Origin of the sequence: Actinoplanes sp. TFC3 (assembly GCF_001553785.1) — a bacterium.
GTDB lineage: Bacteria > Actinomycetota > Actinomycetes > Mycobacteriales > Micromonosporaceae > Actinoplanes.
In genome coordinates this window covers 1381271-1406603 of the sequence record NZ_LOJP01000001.1, presented here as the reverse complement: position 1 = coordinate 1406603, position 25333 = coordinate 1381271, and the positions used below count along the sequence as shown (strand labels likewise).

The 25333-nt window shown below is 69.0% G+C and carries 26 protein-coding genes; 14 read left to right on the top strand and 12 right to left on the bottom strand.

Annotation, left to right across the window (positions count from 1 at the left end; all coding sequences use genetic code 11):
- Positions 1 to 2217, bottom strand: a 2217-nt coding sequence (locus TFC3_RS06340; protein ID WP_082771881.1) for a nitrate- and nitrite sensing domain-containing protein, incomplete at its 3' end; no start/stop codon positions are given.
- Positions 2218 to 2412: 195 nt separating this feature from the next.
- On the opposite strand from TFC3_RS06340, the gene TFC3_RS06335 reads away from it, so the two are divergent.
- From TFC3_RS06335 to TFC3_RS06325, 3 genes are read left to right on the top strand one after another with little or no spacing between them, the layout of a single operon-like run.
- Positions 2413 to 3036, top strand: a complete 624-nt coding sequence (locus tag TFC3_RS06335; RefSeq protein ID WP_067496873.1) for a hypothetical protein — start codon at positions 2413 to 2415, stop codon at positions 3034 to 3036.
- Positions 3037 to 3047: 11 nt separating this feature from the next.
- Positions 3048 to 3878 (top strand): hypothetical protein, encoded by an 831-nt coding sequence (locus TFC3_RS06330; protein WP_153040114.1) that lies wholly within the window; start codon positions 3048 to 3050, stop codon positions 3876 to 3878.
- A gap of 22 nt (positions 3879 to 3900) precedes the next feature.
- Positions 3901 to 4905: a YafY family protein gene (locus TFC3_RS06325; RefSeq protein WP_067496867.1), complete on the top strand. Its 1005-nt coding sequence runs from the start codon at positions 3901 to 3903 to the stop codon at positions 4903 to 4905.
- Here TFC3_RS06325 and TFC3_RS06320 read toward each other — a convergent pair.
- From TFC3_RS06320 to TFC3_RS06310, 3 genes are all read right to left on the bottom strand, one after another.
- Positions 4863 to 5606: a polysaccharide deacetylase family protein gene (locus TFC3_RS06320; protein ID WP_236718010.1), complete on the bottom strand. Its 744-nt coding sequence runs from the start codon at positions 5604 to 5606 to the stop codon at positions 4863 to 4865. The two genes, TFC3_RS06325 and TFC3_RS06320, sit on opposite strands and share 43 nt — an antisense overlap.
- Positions 5607 to 5776: 170 nt before the next feature.
- Positions 5777 to 6319: a hypothetical protein gene (locus TFC3_RS06315; RefSeq protein WP_153040113.1), complete on the bottom strand. Its 543-nt coding sequence runs from the start codon at positions 6317 to 6319 to the stop codon at positions 5777 to 5779.
- 208 nt (positions 6320 to 6527) lie between these two features.
- Positions 6528 to 8543 carry a M48 family metallopeptidase gene (locus tag TFC3_RS06310; RefSeq protein WP_067496858.1) on the bottom strand — a complete coding sequence of 672 codons (2016 nt, stop codon included), beginning with the start codon at positions 8541 to 8543 and terminating at the stop codon, positions 6528 to 6530.
- A 179-nt stretch (positions 8544 to 8722) separates the two neighbouring features.
- On the opposite strand from TFC3_RS06310, the gene TFC3_RS06305 reads away from it, so the two are divergent.
- Positions 8723 to 9937, top strand: coding sequence for a cytochrome P450 (locus tag TFC3_RS06305; protein ID WP_067496855.1), 1215 nt, complete (start codon positions 8723 to 8725; stop codon positions 9935 to 9937).
- On the opposite strand, the gene TFC3_RS06300 is transcribed toward TFC3_RS06305, so the two are convergent.
- Positions 9934 to 11400 carry a beta-N-acetylhexosaminidase gene (locus TFC3_RS06300; RefSeq protein WP_067506088.1) on the bottom strand — a complete coding sequence of 489 codons (1467 nt, stop codon included), beginning with the start codon at positions 11398 to 11400 and terminating at the stop codon, positions 9934 to 9936. The genes TFC3_RS06305 and TFC3_RS06300 overlap by 4 nt on opposite strands.
- A 130-nt stretch (positions 11401 to 11530) precedes the next feature.
- Here TFC3_RS06300 and TFC3_RS06295 point away from each other — a divergent pair, with 130 nt between their 5' ends.
- The gene (locus tag TFC3_RS06295; protein WP_067496852.1) at positions 11531 to 12076 is read left to right on the top strand and encodes a GNAT family N-acetyltransferase; all 546 of its coding nucleotides are present in this window, start codon (positions 11531 to 11533) and stop codon (positions 12074 to 12076) included.
- Between the two features lie 77 nt (positions 12077 to 12153).
- On the opposite strand, the gene TFC3_RS06290 is transcribed toward TFC3_RS06295, so the two are convergent.
- Positions 12154 to 12624, bottom strand: a complete 471-nt coding sequence (locus tag TFC3_RS06290; protein ID WP_067496849.1) for an NUDIX domain-containing protein — start codon at positions 12622 to 12624, stop codon at positions 12154 to 12156.
- 3 nt (positions 12625 to 12627) lie between these two features.
- Positions 12628 to 13473, bottom strand: a complete 846-nt coding sequence (locus tag TFC3_RS06285; protein ID WP_067496846.1) for an LLM class flavin-dependent oxidoreductase — start codon at positions 13471 to 13473, stop codon at positions 12628 to 12630.
- 153 nt (positions 13474 to 13626) lie between these two features.
- Between TFC3_RS06285 and TFC3_RS06280 the strand changes: the two genes are divergently transcribed.
- On the top strand, positions 13627 to 14403 hold the full coding sequence (locus TFC3_RS06280; RefSeq protein ID WP_067496843.1) for an ATP-binding protein: 777 nt from the start codon (positions 13627 to 13629) through the stop codon (positions 14401 to 14403).
- Here the strand turns inward: TFC3_RS06280 and TFC3_RS06275 are convergent.
- Both TFC3_RS06275 and TFC3_RS06270 read right to left on the bottom strand, forming a co-directional pair.
- Entirely contained in the window at positions 14366 to 14986 is a 621-nt protein-coding gene (locus TFC3_RS06275; RefSeq protein WP_067496841.1) for an NADAR family protein, read from the bottom strand. The two genes, TFC3_RS06280 and TFC3_RS06275, sit on opposite strands and share 38 nt — an antisense overlap.
- Before the next feature lie 471 nt (positions 14987 to 15457).
- A complete protein-coding gene (locus tag TFC3_RS06270; protein ID WP_067496838.1) occupies positions 15458 to 16468 on the bottom strand; it encodes a YafY family protein in 1011 nt (336 codons plus the stop codon).
- 321 nt (positions 16469 to 16789) lie between these two features.
- Between TFC3_RS06270 and TFC3_RS06265 the strand changes: the two genes are divergently transcribed.
- The 3 genes from TFC3_RS06265 to TFC3_RS06255 all read left to right on the top strand — a co-directional run bounded on the left by TFC3_RS06265 (position 16790) and on the right by TFC3_RS06255 (position 21093).
- Positions 16790 to 17875, top strand: a complete 1086-nt coding sequence (locus TFC3_RS06265; protein WP_067496835.1) for a magnesium and cobalt transport protein CorA — start codon at positions 16790 to 16792, stop codon at positions 17873 to 17875.
- Positions 17872 to 18378 carry a GrpB family protein gene (locus TFC3_RS06260; protein ID WP_201787122.1) on the top strand — a complete coding sequence of 169 codons (507 nt, stop codon included), beginning with the start codon at positions 17872 to 17874 and terminating at the stop codon, positions 18376 to 18378. Before TFC3_RS06265 ends, TFC3_RS06260 begins: the two co-directional genes overlap by 4 nt.
- A 138-nt stretch (positions 18379 to 18516) precedes the next feature.
- Positions 18517 to 21093 carry a lipopolysaccharide biosynthesis protein gene (locus TFC3_RS06255; RefSeq protein WP_067496832.1) on the top strand — a complete coding sequence of 859 codons (2577 nt, stop codon included), beginning with the start codon at positions 18517 to 18519 and terminating at the stop codon, positions 21091 to 21093.
- A gap of 10 nt (positions 21094 to 21103) precedes the next feature.
- Here the strand turns inward: TFC3_RS06255 and TFC3_RS06250 are convergent, their stop codons facing one another.
- The 3 genes from TFC3_RS06250 to TFC3_RS06240 all read right to left on the bottom strand — a co-directional run bounded on the left by TFC3_RS06250 (position 21104) and on the right by TFC3_RS06240 (position 22582).
- Entirely contained in the window at positions 21104 to 21550 is a 447-nt protein-coding gene (locus tag TFC3_RS06250; protein WP_067496829.1) for a hypothetical protein, read from the bottom strand.
- Between the two features lie 71 nt (positions 21551 to 21621).
- Positions 21622 to 22107, bottom strand: a complete 486-nt coding sequence (locus TFC3_RS06245) for a GNAT family N-acetyltransferase (RefSeq protein ID WP_067496827.1) — start codon at positions 22105 to 22107, stop codon at positions 21622 to 21624.
- A 4-nt stretch (positions 22108 to 22111) separates the two neighbouring features.
- Positions 22112 to 22582, bottom strand: coding sequence for an Lrp/AsnC family transcriptional regulator (locus TFC3_RS06240; protein ID WP_067496824.1), 471 nt, complete (start codon positions 22580 to 22582; stop codon positions 22112 to 22114).
- Between the two features lie 71 nt (positions 22583 to 22653).
- On the opposite strand from TFC3_RS06240, the gene TFC3_RS06235 reads away from it, so the two are divergent.
- The 5 genes from TFC3_RS06235 to TFC3_RS06215 all read left to right on the top strand — a co-directional run bounded on the left by TFC3_RS06235 (position 22654) and on the right by TFC3_RS06215 (position 25324).
- On the top strand, positions 22654 to 23121 hold the full coding sequence (locus tag TFC3_RS06235; RefSeq protein ID WP_067496821.1) for a DUF2000 domain-containing protein: 468 nt from the start codon (positions 22654 to 22656) through the stop codon (positions 23119 to 23121).
- Positions 23122 to 23196: 75 nt separating this feature from the next.
- Entirely contained in the window at positions 23197 to 23547 is a 351-nt protein-coding gene (locus TFC3_RS06230) for a DUF2750 domain-containing protein (RefSeq protein ID WP_067496818.1), read from the top strand.
- A gap of 102 nt (positions 23548 to 23649) precedes the next feature.
- Complete coding sequence (locus tag TFC3_RS06225) at positions 23650 to 23853, top strand: Flp family type IVb pilin (protein WP_082771879.1); 204 nt, start codon at positions 23650 to 23652, stop codon at positions 23851 to 23853.
- Positions 23850 to 24269 carry a TadE/TadG family type IV pilus assembly protein gene (locus TFC3_RS06220; RefSeq protein WP_255363800.1) on the top strand — a complete coding sequence of 140 codons (420 nt, stop codon included), beginning with the start codon at positions 23850 to 23852 and terminating at the stop codon, positions 24267 to 24269. The genes TFC3_RS06225 and TFC3_RS06220 overlap by 4 nt, the downstream gene beginning before the upstream one ends.
- Complete coding sequence (locus TFC3_RS06215; protein WP_067496810.1) at positions 24257 to 25324, top strand: pilus assembly protein TadG-related protein; 1068 nt, start codon at positions 24257 to 24259, stop codon at positions 25322 to 25324. The genes TFC3_RS06220 and TFC3_RS06215 overlap by 13 nt, the downstream gene beginning before the upstream one ends.
- The last annotated feature ends 9 nt before the right edge of the window (positions 25325 to 25333 follow it).

Sequence of the window (25333 nt, the reverse complement as noted above, 5' to 3'; positions counted from 1 at the left end):
GCGGGACGCTGAGCCGCGGCGTTGGACCAGTCCGTCGGCGCTGAGGCCGGCTGCTACGGCGCTGGGGGCGGGGCCTGTGATCGGCTTGGCGGTGCCGGCCTCCGGGCGCTCGGCGTCGAGGCCAGCGGCGGCAGAAGGGGCTCTCGCAGGACCGCCGGTCAACGGGACCGCGGCGGGCACGTCAGCGGCCGGGTCCGAGACGGGAATCCCAGCGGAAGGAGCCAAGCCAAGGGAATCAGCGGGCGGAGCGGCGGATGGATCCAAGGCTGCGGAGTAGGGAGCGGGGTCGGGGCCGATCTGCAGGGCTCCGGGACCGGGTGGGGCTGCGGTGGTCAAATCGCTCGGAATGAGGACCACTGCGGTTACGCCGCCGTAGGGGCTGGGGCGCAGGCTGACGCGGATGGTGTGACGGGCGGCCAGTTGGGCTACGACGAACAGGCCCAGGCGGGCGCTGTCGGTGGGATCGAACTCGGGGGGTTCGACGAGTTTGCGGTTGGCTTCGGTGATCGCGTCGGCCGACATGCCCAGGCCGCGGTCTTCGATCTCTATCGCGTAGCCGTTGGGGAGGATCTGGCCGCTTACCTGCACGCGGGTTGTGGGCGGGGAGAAGGATGTGGCGTTTTCGAGCAGCTCGGCGATCAGGTGGATGACATCGCCGACCGAGCGGCCGAGGACGGCTGAGGGCTGGATGGCGACGATGTCGATGCGCTTGTAGTCCTCGACCTCGCTGATGGCGCCGCGGATGACGTCGATCAGCGGAACCGGGTTGCGCCAGCCCCGGCCGGGGGCCGCGCCGGCCAGGATGACCAGGTCTTCGGCGTGGCGGCGCATGCGGGTGGCCAGGTGATCGACGCGGTAGAGGTCTTCCAGCTCGGCGGGCTCGGTTTCGCGGCGTTCCATGCGGTCGAGCAGGGCCAGCTGGCGGTGCAGCAGGGTCTGGCTGCGGCGGGCGATGTTGAGGAAGACCTCGTTGATGCCGCGGCGCACGTTGGCCTCGTCCACGGCGGACTGTACGGCGGTTGTCTGCACCTCGCTGAACGCGTGGCCGAGCTGGCCTATCTCGTCGCGGCCGTACTCCAGCGGCGGGGTTTCCGCGTCCACGTCGACGGTTTCGCCGCGCCGGAGCCGGCCGATGACCGAGGGCAGGCGTTCGTCGGCCATCTCCAGGGCCTCGCCGCGCAGCCGGACCAGGCGGCCCACGATGGAGCGGCCGACCCGGAGGGACACCACGATCGACACGATGATGGCGGCCAAGCCGAGCAGGCCCGCGAGAGCGAGCCGGAGCAGGATGGAGATGGCGACCGGGCGGGCGTCCTCGGCGAGGGAGTCGGTTGCGTTGAGCTCGAACGCGCGCAGCTGCTGGGTCGACGTGTCGTATGCGGGTTGCCAGGCGTCCTGAGGAACCGGGGATGCCTGACCGGCTCGGCTCTCGGAGAGCAGTCGGTCCTGCAGCTCGGTGAGCCGGCCGAACGCGGCGCCGTTGCTCAGCTTCTGGTAGGCGCCCCGGTCGCGTTCGGGCAGGTCGGCAACGCCCTGGCTGAACAGGAAGCGGGAGGTGCCGATCGCCTGCAGCAGCTCGACCCGGCTCGCCGCGTTCAGCTTGCCGGCTTCGTTGGCCCCGGCGAGCAGCGCGTCGACCCGGCTGAGGTGCTCCTGACCGCGGCCGACGGTGGTCAGCGCCCGGATCTCCCGGTCGACCTTCTCGTCGCCGAACGTGGCGGTGGCCGCGAACATCTCGAAGCTGGTGTCGATGATGCTGTTGTAGAGGTTTTGCGCGCCCACCACGTCGACATCCCGGGCGTCGATGTAGCCGCGGGCTTTGCCGAGCCCCTCGAGGTCGGTGACGATCTGGCGGATGCGCGTCTCAAGCGTGCCGCTGGCCGCGCGCCAGGCCTCGCCGCTGACCGCGTCCACGGCAGTGCTGGTGAAGTCGGTGGCGGCGCGGTCGGTGACGGCGCGCTGGGCGGTGAGCGACGCCGCATCGGCCTTGGGGTCGGACAGATAGGCGACAGAAAGTTTGCGCTCGCGCTGAAGCTCGCCCACGAGGACCTCGCCCGGATCGCCAACCGATTCGAGCAGCGTGCGCGCCGACAACAGGTTGACCGCCGGGCCTGCGGTGATTGCCGTTGCGAAGGACCAGAGCGCCAGCAGTGCGACCAAGGGGACCACTACCAGCGCAATGATCTTCGAACGGATCGACCAACTCCGGGTTCTCATCAGACTCCGCCCGAACGGGTGCAGGACCGCGTACACGATTCAATATCTGTCTATGACTCGCGTACGCCCCCGCGAGGATACGTAATCATGGCCAGCCCATCCACCACCCCTGTGGATAAGTGGCTTTGATCCGAGCCCGATGATTGATGATCACGGTTGAGTGGGCATATCCACCGGTGAAGAAGGAGGAGACCGATGTCCCCCACATCCGTGATCATTCTCATCGTCGTCCTGCTGGTGGTGATCGCCGCCGTCCTGATCGGTGTGCGCAACTCGCGCCGCAAGAAGCTGCAGCACAAGTTCGGCCCGGAGTACGACCGCGTCGTCGGGGACGCCGACAGCCGCGCCGCCGGGGAGAAGGAGCTGCTGGAACGTCAGAAGCGCGTCTCGCAGTTCGAGCTCAAGGCGTTGCCCGCGCAGGCCAAGGCCCAGTATTCGGTCGCTTGGGAAGAGGTGCAGATCCAGTTCGTCGACGCGCCCAAGGAAGCCGTCAACACCGCCGACGAGCTGGTGACCCGGCTGATTGCCGAGCGGGGATACCCCACCGGCGACTATGACGAGCAGGTGGCCAACCTGTCGGTGCAGCACGCCAAGACGCTGGAGCACTACCGCGACGCGCACGCGATCAGCGAGCGCAACAAGCGGGGTGAGGCGGACACCGAGGACCTGCGCCAGGCTCTCGTGCACTACCGCGCGCTCTTCGCCGACCTGCTCGGCGAAAACCCGGTCCGCTCGGAGGGTGCGGTCGTGCCTGACAGCGAGCCGAAGATTCCGGCCCAGAAGATCAACGACTACGACACCGACGCCACCAGCCGCTGAGGAGCCCGATGATGCGTTTCTTCTCCAACGACGCCCGCGAGGCGCCGGACGACGACCCCGATCACCGCGCCGCCGACGAGCAGCACCCCGACCGGGTGCAGTCCGAGCCGGTCGCGGTGCCCGGCCCCCGCCCGCCGTCGCCGTGGGCCACTCCGGCCGAAGCGAGCGCCCCGGCCGCCGTACCCGCGGAAGACCACCACCGAGATGACACCCAGGTGATCGACGACCCGGAGCGTACGCAGGCCTACGAGCCCGGCCCGGTTGCGGAGACAGTCGAGTCACCCTCGGAGACCAACACGACGACGTACGCGGCAAGCATCGCCGGTGATCGGCCGGAAGCGCACCACGATGATGTTGTGGACGTACCGCTTGACGACACGGACACGACCGAGGAGCCGAAGGGCGGCAACGACGTGACGGACCGGGTGCTCAAGGATGAGGGCGGCTTCGAGGACCCGCAGGCGATCGACCCGGCCACGGCACGACCGCTGGAGACCCGGGCGCACGACGAGCAGGCGATCCCCGGCGAGCAGCCCCCGGTGGTGCCGGTCCCGGTGCCCGCGGCGCAGCCCGAACAGCAGCAAGCTCCGGACACGTTGTTCGCGGCGAACGACGCCACCGCCCTCAAGGAACGTTGGCGTGACGTGCAGTTGCGCTTCGTGGACAGCCCGAAGGAAGCGACCGAGGAGGCGGCCAAGCTGGTCGAGGAGGCGGTCGACCAACTGACCGCGAGCCTGAAGTCCCGTAAGGACGGGCTCGGCGGTGCCAGCGACGACACCGAGACGCTGCGCGTGCAGCTACGCGGCTACCGCGACATTCTCAACCGCATCACGGGACTGTGAGCCACTGAGGGAGACTGGGCGGGTGCGTGCATCTCGCCTGGTCTCCCTGTTGTTGCTGCTGCAGACGCGTGGGCGGATGACCGCGCGGGAACTCGCCGACCAGCTTGAGGTCTCGATCCGCACGGTTTACCGCGATGTTGAGTCGCTGGGGGCGTCCGGGGTGCCGGTGTACGCCGATCGCGGGCCTACCGGTGGCTATCAGTTGCTGGACGGCTATCGCACCCGGCTGACCGGGTTGACCGAGGCCGAGGCGGGCACACTGTTCCTGGCCGGCGTGCCGGGGCCGGCTGCTGAGCTGGGGCTCGGGTCGGTGCTGGCGGCCGCCGAACTCAAGCTGCGGGCCGCATTGCCAGGTGAGCTGGCCGATCGGGCCGACCAGGTGCGCGACCGGTTCCACTTGGACGCTCCGGGCTGGTTCCGCGCCGACGAATCCACCCCTTACCTGGCTACCGTGGCCGGCGCGGTGTGGCAGGAACGTCAGCTCGAAGTCAGGTACCGCCGGTGGCGGGCGCCGCGGGAAGTGACCCGTACCTTGTCTCCGTTGGGCGTGGTCCTCAAAGCCGGACGCTGGTATCTGGTCGCGAAGTCGGGCGACCGCGTGACCGCCTACCGCGTCGTCAACATTCTTGAGGCGCAACTTCTGGAAGCTGTGGTCGTACGGCCGAAAGAATTTGATCTTGCGCGCTTCTGGCGGGATTGGACTGACCGGTACGAACAAAGCGTCTACACCGGGCGAGCCATCGTCCGGCTGACCCCCGAGGCGCTGGCGCGGATGCCGTTCATTTTTCCGCCGGAGATGGCCCGCACGGCCCAGGCGTACGCGTCGGAGCCCGGTCCGGACGGCTGGCTGACCACCGAAGTGCCGATCGAATCAGCGAAGCATGGGCACATCGAGCTGCTCAAACTGGGGGCCGATGCCGAGGTGCTGGAACCCGCTGAGCTGCGATCCTTGTTCGTGGGCACCGCGCGGGGCCTGGCCGCGACCTACTTGGATCGCCACAGCTCGGACAGGGTGACGAACTCGTAGCCGCGCGTCTTGAGGCCAGCGATCATGGCGGGTAGCGAGTTCAACGCGATCAGGCGGCGCTTGTCACCGGCATCGTGAGCCAGCACGATCGAACCCGGACGCACCGTCTCGATCAGGTTGCGCGCCTGACCGGCGGGGTCATCGGCGAAGTTGCGCTCGTGCATCTGGTGCGACCACAGCGCGATGTCGTAACCCATCGTGTCGGCCGCCAGCACGGTCGAGCCGCCGAGATGACCGTACGGCGGGCGCATCACCGTGACCTCGCGGCCGAGGTGCCGCTTGATGGCCTCGTGCGTGCGCTCCAGCTCGCGGCGGGCGCCGTCCAGGTCCAGCGTGGCCAGATCGTCGTGCGACCAGGAATGATTGCCCACCTCGTGCCGGTCGAGGCGGCCGCGAACCAGGTCGGCATGCTCTTCCAGATGGCTGCCGACGAGGAAGAAGGTGGCGGGCACCTGAGCCGTGTCGAGGGCGTCGAGGAACCGCGGCGTGTAGTCCGGCAGCGGCCCGTCATCGAAGGTCAGCGCCACAACTTTCTCGGCGGTCGGCTGGAAGTAGTGAATTTTCACGCCACCATGAGCCACCGCACCGAGGTTGTCGGCCGCCGAGGCGTACCCGCCACCCAGCGGTGGCCGGTCCCAGCCCAGCCAGTGCTTGACCTGATCGGTGCCGGCGAAGGCGGTGGCCGCACCACCGGCAGCCAACAGACCTCCACGCATTATTGCCCGACGAGTGACCATCGATCTCCCCCATGAACGTCTCCGGCCTCGCAGCCTGCTTGATCATGGGAGGTACACGCTTCGGCCGGAGGGCGGGTTTCGCTGGGCTTGGTGATCGGCCATAAGTAGTAGGCGGGGGTGCGGCCCTCGCGCCCTCAGGACGGATCGTAAGCCGCCGGAACGCCGTCGCCGGCAGCCCCGTCCGGAGTCGAAATATCCGGATCGGTGGGCTCGTCGGAGGTTCCGCCGGTCGGGTCGCCAGCCGGGTTGGTTGTCGACTCGGTGGGCGGCGTGGCCGGGTCGGAGGTGTCGTCGCCGGTCGGCGGGGATTGCGAGCTCGCCGGTTCCTTGGCCGACGGGTCTGCATCCTCCGATGCGGACGGCGAAGCCGACTCCGACGGGCTTGCTGTCGGCGTGGCCTCCGAGCGGGTCTTCCGTGGCCCCGCGTTCTTTTTGGGGTTATTCGCGACGATTTGGGCCGGGTCGGTGGGCGTATCGCCTGCGCCCGTGCCGCCGTCACCGCTGCCGCCGGTTTCATCGCCACCAGCGGGCGGGATGACCTCGTTCTGCTGGACTGTCACCGCCGGGGGACGCTGCGGCGTCACCGTTGACTCACCGAATTGCGCGCCCAGCCACAACGCCGGTCCCAGGCCCACCGCCAGGATGGCCCCGAAGAGCGCCAAAGGTCCCCGTTCCATCGACGCCCTCTCCCCCCGTGTTACGACGATTTTCGCTAGATCGCGGGAAAACTCTCTACCCATTTCCACGAACGGTAAGCAAACGTCGCCGGATCTTCATTGTGACGCCGAGTGATGTCCCGGTTACGCCTCAGTCGCCGATGCGACTCCGGCCGGAGCGACACGACCTGGCTTCACCCAAGGAGCACGGGCCGGAGACCTCGAAGGTTCATCTCGTACGGGACAAGAAGTCGACGGCGTTGTCCAGGGCGGACCATCCACCGGGCAGTTCGTCGGAATCCAGCGCGCTGCGCACACTCAGCGTGCCGCCGTCGCGCAGATCAAGTGTCCACGAGCGCCGCTTGAGCTGGGTCGCGTTCACCACGTCGGCGTACGCCACGAACCGCGTCTGCAAAGAACGCTGCGCTGGATCCTCAGCGGCGACGCGGGCGAGCCGGCTTTTCGCCGAACCGTTCTGCGTCCGGGGCAGGCCGGGCACCAGGACCAGTCCCGTGTCGACAATCAGAACGTCGGTGCGCGAACCGTCCACGACCAGGTTGACCACCCCGCCCACCACCTCGGGCCGGGCCGGCGGCAGGTCGGCCGAGGGTGCGGTGGCCACGTCGATGTCCAGCGCTGTCAGCCGTTCCCGAGCCGTGTCCACGGTCGCCGGGTCAACAGCCAGGGCAGCCAGTCCTCCGAGATCAAGATGTGACCCGTCTACGGCCACCAGCTCGGCCGTACCGGTCCAGCTGTGCCGCCAGCGGGCCGCGCCGCTGCGCAGGGCGGCCAGGGCCAGCAGCAGGGTGACCAACTCGACGGTCCGGCCGGTGGTCTTGTCGGGCGGCAGGTCGGGGAAGACCTGTTCGGCGATCTTGTGCAGGCGACCGTCGGCGGCCAGGTCGAGCACGTCGGCGGGGGTGGTGACGGGGCTGCCGGCCGCGCGGGAGAGCGTGGTCAGCGCGGCGTCGGCCTCGCGTTGCATCTCCACGGTGCGCGCGGCGCCGAAGAACTCGTCCCAGCCCACCCGGGTGCGGCCTTGCGGCGGGTACGCCACCTGCTGCAGCACCTTTCCGAGCCCAGGCAGGTCCGGGACCAGCGTCAACGCCGGGGCAGAACGTTCCCGGCGCGGCGCCCGGGAATCAGCAGGCGCCCGGGAATCGGCCGGCGGCGGAGAGTCAGCCGGCGGCAGGGAGTCAGGGGCCGGTCCGGTCGCGGATTCTTCCGGGGCCCGGTCGGCGACCGCTACCGAACTCGCGGTGGAGGCGCCCGCGGCCACGGCGGCGAGGTCTTCGGCGGGAGCCGGTGACACCGGTGCGGGCGGCGCGGAGCTGGCCAGCGCGGCCAGCCGCTCCTGGCGTGCCGGGTGAGTGTCCCAGGTGGACGGCGGTGCGGGTTCGCGGGCGCGCAGGATAGCGACGTCCTCGGCCCGGGCTGACAGCACGCGCAGGAAGCCGCCGAAGATGTCGTCCGGTACGTGACCGGCCTGGAAGCCGGGTCCGAGGTATTCGGCGTGGAACACCCGGTGGACCGCGTCGAGCGCCGGGAGGTCGCGCAGCACCGCAGCCGCCGCGGCCGGCCCGGCGAACTCGGCGGCGATGCGGTCGGCCTGCAGTTCCTGGGCGCGGCTGAAGGGGGCGTCGACGCGGCGGTAGAAGGTGGCGTACGTACGCAGGAGCGGGCCGGCTGGGTTGCGGCGGGAGATGCGCGGAGCGACCCGGGCGATGGCGGCGCGCCCACGCCAAGCGAGCGGGGCCAGACGGCCGAGGCGGGGTGAGTAGTGGGCCAGCTCGTGGGCGGCTACCGCGCGCAGGTGCTTGATGTCCCAGGCTTGCAGCAGCGGTAGTCCGAGGTAGAAGTCGCGGCGACCGCCGATCACCCCGAGCAGGTGGGTGCGTTCCACGACCCGGGCCACGGCGTCGGCCACGATGGTCAGGCGGTCGGGGGCCCGGGTGCCGGCGGCAACGGCTGCCGCGTCCAGAACGGCCCACAGGTCGGGCGCGTCCTGGCGGCTCACCGGGATGCCGACCGGTTCGGGGCGGCGATGGTGCAGGGCGCGCCAGGTCGCGTACGCCATCACGCCAACCGTGGCTGTGCACACGGGCACGCCGATCCGTGCCGCTGCCGAGCCCGGCAAGGTCGTGAGCACCAGCATGACCGGCACGACAACCACCACGAGCTGCAGCGCAGCCACCGTCAGGAAGCCGGCCAGCGCGAGGACCGACGTCCACACCAACTTTCGCACCCGAGCAACAGTAGGGCGGGGGTGGGACACTCCGGCATGGGGTAGATCGACTGTGATCCTCATGAAGGCGGCTTGAACTGGGAGAACATCGTCGCCGCCGGTTGTCGAGATTTAAGAAAGATTTCGGACGCTCGTGGCGGCGGTCGTTTCGCCGGGTCCCTGGCGGGGATGCAGGGATCATGGCTCAGCTTGATCAGACTGCCCTGGCCGCGCTCAAGGGATACGCCTGGCTGCCTGACCTGCGACGCGAGGCGGGCGGCGGCCCGGTGCACCTGCGCGTCATGGGACAGCCGGCGGTCGGGATCTGCGGTACCGAGGCGACCCGCTTCTTCTATGCGGCCAACAATGTGGAGCGGCACACGGCGCTGCCCAGCCTGGTCGTCAGCACGCTGTTCGGCAAGGGCGCGGTGCATACGCTGGATCGCGAGGCTCATCGGGCGCGCAAGGCTTTGTTCGTACCGTTGCTGATGGGTGACGGGATCGATGCGGCCGCCAAGCTTGTGGGTGAGGCTTTTGACCAGGCCGCGGACTCGTGGCGCGGCGGGGGCGAGATCACCCTGATGGACGAGTCGGCGCGGGCGATCACCCGGGGCGTGACGCGCTGGACCGGCATACCGCTGGAAGATGACGAGATGGACGGCCTGGCGGCGGATCTCCTGGCGATGGTTGACGGTTTTGCGACGGTTGGTCCGCGCCATTGGCGGGCGCTGCGGGCGAGGCACCGGCGGGAGCGGTGGCTGGCGTCCCTGATTGACCAGGTACGAACAAAGCGCTCCCCCGCCGCCCCCGATTCGGCCCTGGCCCAGGTGGCCTTCTTCGAGCAGGACGGCGGACCCCTCGACCCGCGCACCGCCGCTGTCGAACTGCTCAACATCATCCGCCCGGCAACAGCGGTGGCCTGGTTTGTCGCCTATACCGCCCACGCCCTCGACCGCTGGCCGCAGCACGCCGCCCGCCTGCGTTCCGGCGACGACGCGTTCACCACGGCCTTCGTGCACGAGGTTCGCCGCTTCTACCCGTTCGCCCCGTTCCTCGGCGGGCGGGCCACCCACGACATGCTCTTCGAGGGCGAGGAGGTCCCGCGGGGCACCCTGGTCCTGCTCGACGTGTACGGCCAGAACCACGATCCCAAGCTGTGGCCCGACCCGTACGCGTTCAGTCCCGAGCGCTTCCTGGATCGCCCGATCGGCGAGTTCGAGCTCATCCCGCAGGGCGGCGGCGACCCGCGAACAGGTCACCGCTGCCCCGGCGAGCAGCTGACGATCGCGATCCTCGGCACGCTCGTGCAACGCCTGGCCCAGTTGGACTACTACGTGCCGCCGCAGAACATGGCTGTCGACCTGAGCCGGATCCCGGCCCGGGTGGCCAGCGGCGCCAAGATCGTGGTGACCTAGGGCCAGTCGATCTCCGGCGAGGGGTGGAACGCGATGCCCTGCTGCCGCCAGCGTGGGCCGTACTCGGCGAGCCGGGCGCGGAAGGACTCCCAGTCCCGGGAATCGCGCGGTGACCAGCCGATCTCCGCGATCGCCGGGAGCCGTGGGAACGTCATCGTCTCCGCGTCGGTGAGGCTGCGCAGCGTTTCGGACCACAGCGGTGCTTCCACGCCGAGCAGGGCTTCCTCCCCCACCCCGGGCAGCCGTTCGGCCGGCTCCCATCCGTACGCGGTCTTGACGTCGATCAGTCCGGCCCACTCCAGGCCGGGCCGGGTGTCGGCGGCGTAGCGCATGTCCAGGTAGGTCTTGTCGGCCGGCGACATGATGATCTTGTTGCCGCGCGCCGCGGCCCGAGCGGTGCCCTCGTCGGCTTCCTCGATGCGCCAGAACTGTGCGACGGCGGCGGTGGGCAGGTCAACGGCGGCCATCTCGTGCCAGCCGATGGGCCGCTTGCCGTATTTGGTCACCAGCGGCAGCACCCGCACGATGAAGGTGCGGTAGTCCTCGGCCGTGGTGGCCTGCGCCTCGTCGCCACCGATGTGCAGGTAGGGCCCGGGGGTCAGCGCGGCCATCTCGCGGATCACGTCGTCGGCGAACGCGTAAGTCTCGTCCTTGCCGGCCACCAGCGAGCTGTAGCCGACCTCCATGTCGGTGCGCGGCATGGGCGCGACGCCGTCTGCAGTCAGCTCGGGATAGGCAACCTGCACGGCGTTGACGTGCCCCGGCATGTCGATCTCGGGGACAATCGTGACAAAGAGCTTCTCCGCGTACGAGATGAGCTCCTCGTAGTCGCCCTTGCTGTAACAGCCGCCGCCGAGTCCGTCCACGCCCGTGCCATCGCCGCCACTCAGCGCGGTCAGCTTGGGCCAGCTCTCGATGTCAATGCGCCAGCCCTGGTCATCGGTCAGGTGCAGGTGCAGGTGGTTGATCTTGAACTGGACGAGCGCGTCGAGGTAGGTCTTGACCTCGTCGACGGTGAAGAAGTGCCGCGCGACGTCGAGCATGGCCCCGCGATAGCTGAAGCGCGGCCGGTCCACGATCACCCCGCCGGGCACGATCCAGTCGGCCTGCTGCGCACTGTCGGCGTAGATCTCCACGGGCAGCAGTTGGCGCAGTGTCTGCACGGCGTAGAAGACCCCCGCCGGGTCACCGCCGGTGAGCACGATCCGCTGCGAGGAAACGTCCATCCGGTACGACTCAGAGCCCAGTTCCGGGTCCACGGCCAGCGCGATCGCCCCGGCACCGGAGTTGATCGCCAGCTCGAAGCCGGTGGCCGGGCGCAGGACTGCGACCAGGTAGTCGGCCACTTGTTCGAGGCCCGGAGCCGCACTTATGGACGTACCGGAATCAATGGCGAAGTCAACGGCCGCATCGGGCCGCACCTCGGCGGGGACGGGTATGACATCGCCCAGTTCTCTCGTCACCACTACGCCCTTCTCGCAGGAACCGCCGGCCGGTCCGCCCGAAATATTAAACCCTCTTTCCAGTTTCCGGTCACGGCCTCTGGGATCGCTCCCATCCCAGGGTCGCCGACCCGGTCGATAAAGTGACAAGATGGCAATCTCAACGCGGCGCGCGACCCTTGAGGACGCGGCCGTCCTGCACGATGTCGCGGCGCGCACCTTCGGGCTGGCCACGCCGGCGGGCACTGCGCAGAGCGACATCGACGCGTTCATCGCGCTCAGGCTGTCCCGCGAAAGCTTCGAGAACTACCTCACCGACCCGCTACGGGTGCTGCTGCTCGCCGAGAACGAAGACCGGCCGGTTGGCTACTCGATGCTGGTGGGCGGCGAGATCGCGGACGCCGACCTCGCCGCGACCGTGAAGCCGGCCACACCGGACGGTGGCAGCGCGATCGAACTCAGCAAGTTCTACGTGCTGCTCGACAACCACGGCTCCGGGTTGGCCGCGACGCTGATGACGGCTACCGTGCAGGCCGCGGCGGCTACGGGCGCGACGCTGTGCTGGCTCGGCGTGAACCAGCAGAACGAGCGGGCCGCGAGGTTCTACACCAAGCACGGCTTCGAGATCGTCGGCACGAAGCGGTTCCTGGTCGGCTGCACCTGGTTCGACGATCACGTCCGCGCCCGCCAGATCTAGCTGCTCTTCGCCGGCTTCCCGCTCTTCGCCGGCTTTCCACCGGCGCGCGGGCGCTTCAACACCGGTGCGTGGGCGCTTCAGACCTGGAAATGGGCGGCCGCGTCGGGTTGTTGTGCCCATTCGATGCGGGTGCGTTGCCGGTCGGACAGCGGCGGCAAAGCGTCCACGGCGAACCAGCCCACCTCCAAGGACTCGTCGTCGTTCACCCGCGCCTGTCCGCCGGTGGCCCGGCAGCGGAACGTGATGTCGACGTACTCGGTGCGGTCGCCGTTCGGGTAGACGTTCGGCGGATGCGTGGTCACGGCGACGATACGTTCGGGCACGACGTGGACGGCCGTCTCCTCCCACACCTCACGCACGACCGTTTGCGCAGGCTGCTCCCCCGGGTCCATCACCCCGGCGATCAAGGCCCACGTGCCGTCGTCCGCGCGGCGCCCCAGCAGCACCCTCCCCTCCTCATCAAAGACGACGGCGGTCACTCCCGGCAGAAACAGCAGGCGGGTGCCGACAACAGCACGCAGCTCCCTCAGGTACGGCGAAATGGCCACGCCTCATTCAACGAGCGCGCGTACATCCTTGGCCACGAATTGCACGAACTCTTCCACCGGGTACGGGTCCTCGTTGGTCGGCTCCAGCACCACACTGGTCGCGCCCGCTTCGGCCACCGCACGCACGCCGGCGGCGATCTCCTCGGCTGTGCCGCTCACCCCGGGCCAGTCCGAGCGGAAGTATTCCTGCTTGCGGGCGAGCCGGTCGGCCGCTCCGGGGCCGAAAGCGGCCGGAAGGAACACTACGATCTCGTGCTTGTCGCCGGGCTTGATGTGCTCGACGGCTGCCCGGACGGCCGCTGGGGACGTGCCCCCCGCAAGGATTGTGCCGTCCGCAAGCTCGCCCGCGAGTTGCAAGGTCTTGGGCTTCATGCCCCCGATCAGCACCCGCGGCGGCGAGGCCGGCGGCCAGTCGAGTTTGACCTTGTCGAGCTTGACGTACCGGCCGTCGGTGGTCACCTCCTCGCCGTTGAGCAGCGACTTCAGCGCCGTGGTGTATTCGCGCAGCAGCGTCATCGGCGACTGCGCGCGGGCGCCGACCTGGCCCATCCAGTCCTGCACGCCGTGACCGAAGCCGGCGATTGCCCGGTCACCGAAGAGCCGGTGCAGCGTGGCGACCTCCATCGCGGCCAGGGCTGCATTGCGGAACGGCACCGGCATCAGACCGATGCCGACCTGCAGGTTCGTGGTGCCGGCGAGCGCCGCCGAGGCCGCCGCGATGCCGCTGTTGAGGAAGCAGTCCTCCCACAGCCAGAGCTGGTCCAGGCCGGCCGCGTCGGCGGCGCGGGCCACCTCGGGCAGCCGTTCGGGAGGGTTCTGGGGGAGGAAAATCGCGCCTAGGTTCGTCACGCCACCATCTTGCCGGGGCCCTGTGACAAAACCCGGCCGGAACCGCCCCGCCAATCCCCGCCGAAGGGACTAATCCTTTGCGGTGATGCATACGTTGACGAGTTCCGATCCGCACCGAAAGATCTGAGTACTCGACCACGGGGAGGCCGCGCCATGGAGGAAGAACCTCCGTACCTTTTCGATTCCCGTGACACCAGCGTGAGGGTGACCACCGATGACGACGGCGCGGTGATCGACATCGTCGTCCGGGGACCCTGGACGGCAGCACTCGCGGCGACCCTGCCCGCCATGATCCGCCAATGCCTGGCCGAGTGCCCCTCCGGCATCACCGTCGACCTGGCCGAACTCGACGACCCGCAAGGCCAGAGCGCGCCAACCTGGCTGGCCCTGGCCCGCGATGCCGAACCCACAAGACTGGCCGTGTGCCTGCCGCCGCACAGCATCCTGCGCGACCACATCGAGAACGCGTTCCCGACGGTGGCGGCTGCGCGGGACTCACTCGTGGACTGCCCGCCCGGCACAGCCCCGATCCGGCTGTCCCTGCCCCCGGCTCCGGAATCCTCCAGCGCGGCCCGCAACCTGGTCGGCGAGGCCTGCCATCAGTGGCAGTTGCCGAGCCTGCTGCACCCGGGCCGAGCCGTCATGTCGGAACTTGTCGGAAACGCGATCGAGCACGCCCGTACGCCCATGGAAGTCTCGGTCTCCCGCCGTGGCACCGGCTTGCACTTGGCGGTCCGCGATCACGATCCGGCGCTGCCACACGTTCGAGCATTGGCCCCGGTGATCGCCGGACGACCGCTGGACGAGCGGGGCCATGGGTTGCTGGTGGTGGATGCGGATTCGGTGGCTTGGGGCGCCATGCGAACGGTGGGCGGCAAGGTGGTTTGGGCGACTATTCGGGATCGGGGTGGCTCTCCGCGGCGCTGGTGAGGTCTTCCCTCGCGGCCATGAGGGAGTTGTCCCTCGCGGCCATGAGAGAGTTGTCCCTCGCGGCCATGAGGGCGAAGCCGAGCAGATTGAGGCCGCGCCAGCGCGAGGGATTTCCGGCGCGCTCGTCGGTGGCGGCCAGCCCGATGCCCCAGATACGGTCCGTGGGGCTGGCTTCGACGAGCACTCGGTTGGCCGTACCTGTCAAAAAGGTTTGCATGTCCTTTTGCTGGCCGAACTTCTGCACGCTGGCCTCGGTGACAATGGCGAACCGCTCACGCTCCCACACCTGTTCATCGAAACCGCGAACCCGCCCGCCGAGCAGCTTGGCCTCGCGCGGATGCCGAGCGGCAAGAATGCGCTCAGCCGCTTCCTGGTCATCGAACAGCCTGGCCTTACGCCACATCATGTAATGCTCAGCGGTCGCAAACGCCAATCCGTCCACAACAAACTCGGCCGGAAACCACTGACTCAAGCAACTCGCGCCAATACCGCCGTCCCGCTGCGGCTGATGCCCCCAGAAGAACAGATATTTGACACGCCGCCCGGAATTCGTCGCCCGAACCAACTCATCGACGGATCGCATAGCCGTCCCACCTCACTCTCGCCTCGCGAATAATGCCACCCCGAGCACCAAGCAAGCCCCAGGTTTTTCCGGTACGCAGTAAGCGCGCGACTTTCGTTGCCGCTGTGGCGTCTCGTCGGCAGTCAGGTTCTGTCGGCGATCTCCTTTGCGGCACCTCGGTCGTCTTGCCGGCGAACCGGTCGTCGTCTCGGCGGAGACGGGTCACCGCCTTGCCGCTGCGCTTTGCCGGCAGGTCGATCAGCGCATTGCCACCGGTCAGCGCCCTGCCGCCGGGCCGGTCAGCGTCCTGCCGCCGGGCCGGTTTTCGTCTCGCCGCCGGGCCGATCGGTTGTCGCAGCTCCGAGCCACTGTGGATGGTCGCCGCAGAAAAATGTCAGAGGGGGCCGCTAGGTTCGTTGCCGTGGATCGGCGCCACGGGGGTGCCGATCCACGGCGGTCGCCTGCCCGGTTGCCGGGCAGGCGGCGCGCCTACTACTGGACTGGTGGCGCGGCTGTTGGCGGGCCGGCGGTCTGGGTTCCTTGCATGAGGGTTTCGGCGACTTGGCGAACCTTGGTGTGCAACTCGGGAGGGGACTCGATGACGAAGGCGGCACCCAGCGAGCCCAGGACCATGGCCGGCCAGTTCAGGTCGTCCACGTTCATGCGCAGCCGGCACCCCTCATCGATCGGCTCGACCTGGCCCCAATGCCCCACGAAGTCGCGCACGACTCCGGCCTCGCGACCAATCAGGATCGACACCTCGTAACGCTGCCCTGCACCGGACAGGCGGGACTGCAACCACGCAGCGGCGTCCCCGCCCGGGATGTCGCGTGGGCGGAACCGGGCGCCGGTGGGGGCGGGCTTGCTGAGGCGGTCCACGCGGAAGCTGCGCCAATCGGTGCGGTCCAGGTCCCAGGCGAGGAGGTACCAGCGGCGGCCCAGCGAAACCAGCCGATGCGGCTCCACGTGACGCTCGGTCATCGGGGGTGCTGGGCTGGTGGAGTCGGAGGTACGCGGGGTGTAGGCGAAGCGGAGGCGTTCTTCGGCGCGGCAAGCCAGGGCGATGGTGGTCAGGGTGGTGGCGTCGAGGGGTGGGCTATCGGCGGAGAAGGCGCCAGGGGCGGTGGCTGCACGCAGGGCGTCGATGCGTTTGCGGAGGCGGGGTGGAAGAAGCTGGGTGACTTTGGCGAGGGCGCGGACGGAGGTTTCCTCGAAGCCGGCTACCGCGCCGGCCGCTGCGGTGCGCAAACCGACGGCAATGGCCACGGCTTCCTCGTCATCGAGCAGCAGTGGAGGCATGGCCGCGCCTGCTTGGAGCTGGTAACCGCCCGCTACGCCGCGGCTGGCGTCCACCGGGTAGCCCAGTTCGCGCAGGCGGTCCACGTCTCGGCGCAGGGTCCGAGGGCTTACCTCCAGGCGGTCCGCAAGTTCCGCACCGGGCCAGTAGCGGTGGGTCTGCAGCAAGGAGAGCAGCCGGAGCATCCGCGCGCTGGTGTTCGCCATGCGTCCAGGATGCCCCTGATTGCGGCCACAACCTGACCGGAGGTGAGAAGACGAAGATCGGGATCAGATCAGCACGGACTGATGATCGCGGAGCTAGCGGCCGAAGCCGGGCACGGACAGGCCGGGCACGGACAGGCCGGGCACGGACAGGCCGGGCACGGACAGGCCGGGCCGGGACGACAGGCGGCCGGAGCACGGAAGGGCGCAGGTGAGATCGACGGAGTTGGACGCCGGGTCTGTGGGGGGCTGCGGGCGCCCGCTAACGTCAAGGCTCGTGAGTGTGCATTTGCTGTGCAGGCTTGAGCGGAGGAGTGCGGGCGGATGGTCGGGTGGCGGCGGGAGCCGTATGCGATTCCGCGCGCGTTCGGCCGGTTGATCGGGCAGCTCAGTGGGGCTCGGCGGGTTGTTCCTCAGCAGCGGGGGCGCAATCCCGGGGCTGTTGTTGACTGTGCCGTCTACTCCGGCGGTGGGCGGCGGCCGGGGGCTGTGCACTACGCCGATGCCGTTCGCGGGGTGCGGCGCCAGCGCAACTCCTTTGTCTGGCTGGGATTGCATGAGCCGGACGAGTTGACCATGACCTCGATCGCCGCTGCGTTCGGGTTGCATGAGTTGACCGCCAGCCAGGCCTCCTCCGGTGGGCACCGGCCCGCCGTGGAAATCATCGGGGATGTGACCCGGCTGGTGCTGCGGACGGCCGAGTACGTCGAGCATGAGCAGCTGACCGCCACCTCCGAGGTGGTCGACACCGGGGACGTGACCGTGCTCGTGGGTGCGACCTTCGTCATCACGATCCGGCATGGGGCGGCGGGCGCGCTTCGTACCGTACGGAAAAATCTTGAAGGGCGACCGGCTCTGCTGGCTGAAGGTCCGTGGGCCGTTGCCTTTGCGGTGTGCGACCGGATGGTGGAGCTGTACCTCGACGTGGCCGGGCGGGTGGAACGCGATCTCGAGGCCGTGGAAGCCAGCGACGCCCCCGACATCGCGCAGATCTACCAGCTCAAGCGGGAGTTGGTGGAGTTCAAGCGGGCCGTGCTGCCGCTTCGCGACCCCGTACAACGGCTGGTGGAGGGCGACCTCCTTCCTTCCTCTCTGGTCCCCTACCTGGTGGATGTGCGCAGCCGGCTGACCCGGGCCGTGGAACGCGTCGCCGGGTACGACGACCTGATCAACTCCATCCTGCAGGCGCGGCTGGCCCAGGTGTCGGTGGATCAGAACAACGACATGCGCAAGATCGCTTCGTGGGCGGCCATCGCGGCCGTGCAGACCGCCATCGCCGGTGTGTACGGCATGAACTTCGCGAACCTGCCCGGCCTGAACTGGAAGTACGGCTATCCCGCCGCGCTGCTGGCCATGGCGGTGGCCGCCGTAGCGCTTCATCGACGACTGAAGAAAGCAGGCTGGTTGTGACTGTCGCCGAGCCGGATCCGCGTTGGGTCGAGCGCGGGCAGCAGGCGGTCTCGGTGCTGGCCCCGCTGTTCGATGAGATCGAACACATCGGGAGCACGGCGGTGCCCGGACTGGCCGCGAAGCCGGTGATTGATCTTCTCGCCGCAGCCCCCGACCTGGACGAGGTGAACGACGACGCGCTCGCGTCGCTCGGCTACCGCCACGAGCCGAGCAGCATGCCCGACCGCCTGCTGTACCGACGCGAGGACTACGACAGCCTGCGCTACCACTTGCACGTGGTGACGACCGTGAGCTGGCCCGAACGCAACCAGCGGCTGCTGCGCGACTACCTGCGGGCGCACCCGGAGGCCCGCGACCGTTACGCGGCGCTCAAACGCGACCTGATGCGCCGGTTCGGAGAGGGCGAGGCTTATACGCGCGGTAAGACCAATTTGATCCAGGAATTTACCGATGCCGCCCGAGCCGAGCTCGGTCTGCCCCCGGTTCCGGTGTGGGAGGAATAGTCCCTGGTCACAGCCGTCACTGAGGCCCCATCGCCTCCCCCTTTCGGCCAGCCGGGACTGCCCCGATTCGCCCTGGCAACTCACTACGCGGCGTAACTACCGTTGACAGTCGATCACGTCGACGGGGGTGCAGTTTTGGTGGAGACCGCGACAGCCGAGGTGCCTGGGCGTACCGGCATCATTGCTGTCCTGCGCGGCCACCTGGACCTGGTGATGAACGCCGGGTCGCTGATGGCGACGACGGCGATCACCTCGCTGTTCGGGTTCGCGTACTGGTGGCTGGCCGCCCGCGCCGCTCCGGCCGAGGCCGTCGGTCAGGCCTCCGCGGCGGTGTCGGCGATGACGCTGATCGGGACCATCGGCATGTTCGGCATGGGCACCATGCTGATCTCCGACCTGCCGACGCTGCGCGGGCGTAAGTGGGAGCTGATCACCACCTGCCTGCTGGTCGCCGGGTCCGCCGCGACGGCCGGCGGGTTGATCTATGTGGGTTTGGCGCACTGGGCGTTCCCCGGGCTGCGCGATGCGCTCGGCAGCACGCCCGCGACCCTGCTGCTGGTTGTCGGAACAGCCCTCAACGCGATGACTCTGGTGCTCGATGAGGCGCTGGTCGGCCTGCTGCAAGGCCCGATGCAGCTGATGCGCAACGCCTGGTTCTCGGTGATCAAGCTGGTGCTGCTCGGCGCGGTGGTGCTGCTGCCGATCACCGTCAGCGGCGGCGAGCTGCTGCTGACGTGGGTCGCGGGCATGGTGGCTTCGATCGCCATTCTGGGGCGGGGCCTGAGGACCAGAGGCCTGATTGATTCGGTACGGCCACACGCCCACCTCCTGCGCGGACGCGGCCGGTCAACCTTTGATCACAACCTGCTGAACCTGGCCACCTATCTGCCCCGGGCCGCGCTGCCCCTGGTGGTGACCGCGGTGCTGTCGGCCGAGGCGAACGCGTCTTTCTACACCGCGTTCATGGTCATCTCGTTCCTGTCGATGATTCCGGGCAACGTGGCCATCACCCTGTTCGCGGTGGCCAGCGGCGACAAGGCGGCCCTGCGCTCCAAGGTCCGCGTCGGGCTGGCGATCTGCCTGGTGGTGGGGCTGCCCGCTTCGCTGCTGACGGCCCTGCTGGCCCGGCCGATCATGTCGATCTTCGGCGCCGGCTACGCCGAGTCCGCCGGCTCCGCGCTGGCGATCCTTGCGCTGACCTACATCCCGTTCGTGTTCCACCACTTCTTCCTGGCGATCTCCCGCGTGCAGGGCACCGTGCGCGGCGCCGGCATCTTCGCCGTCTTCGCCGGGGCGGCCGAGCTGATCGCGGCCTGGTACGGCGGCAGCCAGGGCAGCCTCACCGACCTGGTCGTCTGGGTCGCAGCCGTGATGGCCATCGAGACCGTGCTCGTGGCGCCGACCGTGTTGCGTGTCGTGTTCGCCCGAGGAGCCAAGGAAGTCCCGGAAGGGGTCACTCTCATGTCCGCTACGAGCCTGACGCTGCATGAGCGCGCGTGGTTGCCGCTGGAGTACATCCGTACGGTCGGGCCGTTGACCGGGGTGAGCGCGGAACGGCTGCGCCAGGCAATGATCGGGCTGCACGCCGCCGACCCGGCGCACCGGGCGGTGTCGAGCCTCGACCGCAGCGGCGCGCGGTGGCTGCACATGGATGCTCCCGCCTTCGCCCGCTACGTGCGTGACGCGGTGACCGATCTGGGCGACGAGCCGGCCGATTTCGACGCCATGACCCGGGAACTGCAGGCCGAGCAGCGCGCGCATCACCCGGTGCGGATCCTGGCCGGCGGCGGCTACGTGGCGATGAAGGTGTCCCACGCGTATGGCGACGCCGGACCGGTGAACGTGCTGCTGCGCGAGCTGATCCGGGCCGCCGCCGAGGATCGGGCCGCGGTGGTCGCCCCCTCGGTGCGCCATCGCTGGGCGTTGCCGCTGGCCTGGTGGAAGCAGTTCGGCACCAAGCCGGGCCGCTGGAAGCAGGGGCTGAGCTTCGCGCGCCCGCCGCACACCGAGCCCGGCCCGATGCAACCGTGGACTGCGAGCCTGACCGTGGTGACGGACCGCTCGGCCACCGTGCTCGGCACCATGCGCACCTGGCGGGATCAGCACGCCCCCGGGGTGACCACGTCTGCCATCACGTTTGCGGCGTTCACGACGGCGCTGCGCGAGCTGGGGCTGGAGCCGGATCTGCGGGGCGGGGTGTTCCTCGCCGATGCGCGGCGCTACACCGGCAAGGACGTCAGCATCGACAGCAACTTCGTGATGGGCCCGTACCTGTCGCCGGCGGATCTGACCGATCCGAAGTCGATCCACACGACGCTCAAGGCCGAGCTGGCCACCGGCCGGATCCTGAGCATGATGGTGCTGCGCGAGGGCAAGATCCTGCTGTCCGGGGCGCCGGGTCTGCCGGATCCGTACCCGTCGCAGGCCCCGGCCACCCCGCGGCCGGCGCTGACGTTCAGCAACCAGGGCCGCCATGACGTGCTCAGCGATCTGCCGTGGGCCGGGCCGGCGGCGGGCCGGGTGAACCAGAGCGTGCCGACGGCCAGCAGCCCGGAGGGCATCACGCTGACCACCTCGGAGATGAACGGGGTGCTGCACCTCGAAGCGACGTTCCACGCCTCGACCTACGACCCGGCAGTGGTGGCCCGGGCGTTGGCGATGGTGCTGGATGCGGAGACTTACGCGCGGCCGGCCGCCCCCGCCGGCCGCGCGTAACCGCCGGTTCCTAGAAGACGTCGTCGACGATGACAGGCAGGTTGACGGAGACCTTCTCGGTCTTCTCCACCGCGTTCTTGCCACAGGTGTTGTAGACCATCTTTGCCTTGAGCTTGACCACTGTGGTCTTGTCGTAGTGCGCGGTCACGTTGATCGCCGTCCGGTCGGTTTTGCCGGCCTTGAGCGACGAGCCCTTGGCGAACGAGGAGTACCGCTCGGTGTTGTCCGGGTAGATCACGTCGACATCCGTTCCGCTGAGGGTGACCTCGGCGTCGCACACCGCCTTGCCGGTCTTCCAGTACAGCTGGATCCACGTGCCCTGGTGCGCCGGGACCGCGCGGGCCCAGTCGGTGATCAGGTGCGGGCCCTTGACCGCCGCGACCGCTGGCGCTCCCGTGACAACCGTTGCCAGGCCCACCGCCGCCGCGACCGCGGCGACCCACCGAATCTTGCGCATGCCGATACCTCCGAATGCCGCTGGCTGGAACACCCCGAGGTTAGGCGACAAATGGGACTCGCGTGCCGAACTTACAGTTTTTGGTACATAACATGCAGCCCTACGAGACCCTCCGAAGCCGAATCGAACGCTTCCGGAATCGTGGTCATCACGGCAAAACCCAGAGACTTCCACAGGTGTACGGCCGCAGCATTGCTTTCCACAACGGCGTTGAACTGGATCCCGCGGTAGCCCTCCCGGCGCGCCCAGTCGATCACGTAACCGCCCAGCGCCCGGCCCACCCCGCGCCCGTGCACGGCCGGGTCGACCATGAAGCTGCCGGTAGCGATGTGCGACCCACGCCCCGGCCGATTCGGTCCCATCTTGGCCGACCCCAGCACCGCGTCCCCGTCCACAGCCACCACCACGTGCCCTGGCTCCGGCTCCATCCACCAGCCCCGGGCATCCTCGCTGCTGGCCCCGAGCGGGTAAGCGTAGGTCTCCCCCGCCTCGACGATGGCGGACCAGAACGGGTAGATCGCCGGCCAGTCCTGCTCGGTCGCTTCCCTGATCTCCATGCGCTTATTGTGGCTTGATGGGCGCGATCCGGTCGTTGCGCAGGTGCTCGTAGACGACCGAGGTACGCACGTCGGCCACGTGGGCGTGCTCGGTGAGCCGGTCGATGACGAAGGCGTACAGGCTGTCGTTGTCGGCCACCGCGACGTGGATGAGGAAGTCCTCGGTGCCCGTAGTGACGAAGACGCCGAGCGTGTCCGGCAACGCGGTCACCCAGTTGCGGAACGCCTCGATGTTGCGGCGCGACGGGGGACGGATCCGTACCGCGATCAGGGCTTGCACCGGCCGCCCGATGGCCGCCAGGTCGAGCTGCAGGCTGGCCCCGCGGATCACGCCACGCTCGCGCAGGGCCCGCGTCCGGTCCAGTGCCGTGGTCGGCGAGACGCCCACCGCGGCGGCGATGTCGCGGTTGGTGCGCCGTGCATCCACCTGCAACTCCCGCAGCAGCGCCGTATCAAGTTCGTCCAGGTCAGCCATCCGGCCACCCTAACCGAATCAAGTACGGAATCCTTGCCTTAGGACCGTAGTCCTGCCTACCGTTTTCGGACATGAGCGACGTTTATCAGGTGGGCTTCGAGCCCGGCGAGATCCGCACCGGCGAGCCGACCCGCAGCGCGCGGCTCAAGTGGGTCATCGTGGTCGACGAGGCTCTGCCGGCCGGGCGGGCAGCCAACGCGGCGATCTGCGTGGCCGCCGCAACCGCCACGTCGGTGACCGGGTTGCTCGGCCCGGACGGCAAGGACGCCGGCGGCACGATCCATCCCGGGTTGCCATGGGCCGGGTGCACGGTGCTGGGTGCGCCCGCCGACAAGCTTGCGGCCATCCGGGTCAAGGCCGCAGCCAGCATCGGTGTCTACGTTGCCGACATGCCGGCCCAGGCCCAGAGCACCAGGGTCTACGACGAATACCTGAGCCAGCTCCAAGATGCCGACGCCCTCACCTATCACGCGATCAGCCTGGTGGGACCCCGGAACCGGATCGACAAGCTGGTGCACCGCCTGCCTCTACTCGGCTGATTTACCTGAACAAATCACCTAGAACCTCCTGACAGGCGACGATAAGGAACAGCGTCGGTTCAGGAGGTACGGCACATGTCGGTCAGCGCGGCCCACACCGCGGCATTTCGCCGTGAGGTGCCTCAGGAAGGCCGGGTTTATGCGATCCGGGACCCGCGTGGCTTCCCCGCCCCCCGCGCGGCGGATGGTTCCCGTGCCATGCCGTTCTGGTCCAAGCAGTCACGCGCCCGGCGTGTGGTCGGCGCGGTACCGGCGTACCAGGGGTTCGACGTGGTCGAGATCCCCGTCTCCGACTGGCTGGACAGCTGGCTGCCCGGCCTGCGCCGCGATGACCTGCTGGTGGGGGTCAACTGGGCCGGCGCCCGGGCCACCGGCTTTGATCTGACGCCCGCCCAGGTTGCCGGTTGGTTTGCCGAGCTGCCATGAATGCGCCAAAAGCTTCAGTGATTCCGCCAGGGACCGATACACATTGCGACAGGCTGACCATGCCGGCGCAAACAGTCGCGGCACCCTCGAAGGAGAACCACGATGCTCATCATCCTGCTGCGCGAGATGGCGCGTCGCTGGCCCTCGCACGACGACGAGGGCGCGACCGCCGTGGAGTACGCCCTGCTCGTCGGGCTGATCGCCGTGATCATCATCTCCAGCGTGACGCTGCTGGGCGGCAACATCGACGCCATGTTCGACGACGTGGCGAACCAGCTCGGCGGCGGGACCGACGACGGTTCCTGACCGGCCCGGCGCCGCGACGCAATGACGATCGGGGAGCGGCCGCCGTTGAGATGGCGGTCGTCCTGCCCCTGCTGCTGCTGATCGTCCTGGGCATCATCGAGTTCGGGCTGGGCTGGAACCGCCAGCTCAACCTGACCGAGGCGGCCCACCAGGGCGCCCGGGTGGCCGCGATCAACGGCGATCCCGCTGCGGTGACCCAGACCGTCCAGCAGATCCTCGGCGCATCGGCCGGCAACACCCAGCTGGACACCAGCATCACCACGTGCGACGACGACTCCGCGGAGTCCGCGACAGTCGACCTCACGCTGTACTACGACTCGCCAACCGGCCTGGGCAGCCTCATGGCGCACTTCGGCCGGCGCAACGTCACATCTTTCGAGCTGCATGCCACCGGCGTGATGCCATGCGTGGGCTGAAGCGGCTGTTCCGACGCGACGACGACCGTGGCGCGGTCGCCGTCCTCGCTGCCGTGCTGCTGTCCGGCGGCGTGCTGATCGGCGCGACCGCGATCGTGGTGGACGTCGGCAACCTCTACGCCAAGCGCGAGCAGTTGCAGGCCGGCGCGGACGCCGCAGCCTGGGCGATCGCGCAGGCCTGCATCGACTCGCCGGACGCCTGCACCAACCAGGAGCAGCAGCCCAAGGCCGATGAGTTGGTGGCGGCTCAAATGTACGGCCCGCAACCCGGCAACAACCTGAGCGCAGCCGTGGCCGCCCAGGTGTGCATCGAGGGCATCGACTGCGCCGTCTGGAACACCGATGTCGAGTGCCCGTCGCTGCGGATGACCTTCGGCCCGTACGTCGAGGTGCGCGCCTACTACGACGACGCTGGTGACACAATCATGCCCGCGCCGCTCGCCGGGGCCTTCTCCGGTGAGGACAAAGGCTCCCGGGTCGGCGCGTGCTCCCGGGTGTCGTGGGGCACGGCCGAGTCGCTGCGGCTCAGCTCGCTCGCACTGCAAGCTGCCTGCATACCGTCGGCGTTCTACAGCGTGCCCGGCATCCCGGACGACACCGAGGACACGATCGGCGCGGTGCCCCGCCGCCTTTCCCCGCCTCCCGCGAACGCGGCGACGGCCATCCCCGAGGACGACGGAACCGGCACGACGTGCGGCTTCACCTGGCTGGACAGCGGTGGGACCTGCGCGGTGGAGCCCACTCCCCCGCTGGACATGGCCGCCGCTGCCACCTCGTGTCCCGATGCGCTGGCCGAGGCCCGTGACCAGCACCTGCCGCTGCTCGTACCGGTCTACGACAGCCGCGCCGGAATGCAGGTGCACGTCGTGGGCTACGCCGCTTACGCGCTCACCGAGTACGCCGGGCAGGCCGATCCGGCGGCGGTGTGCACCGACCCGGTCATGCCCTGCGTGGCCGGCTACTTCACGCAGATGCTGGCGCCACGCTCGCAGCCCCGGTTCTCCGTCGAGGGGGCCCTGGACTACGGCGTGACGGTGATCGGACGGACCGGATGACGGGGGAAC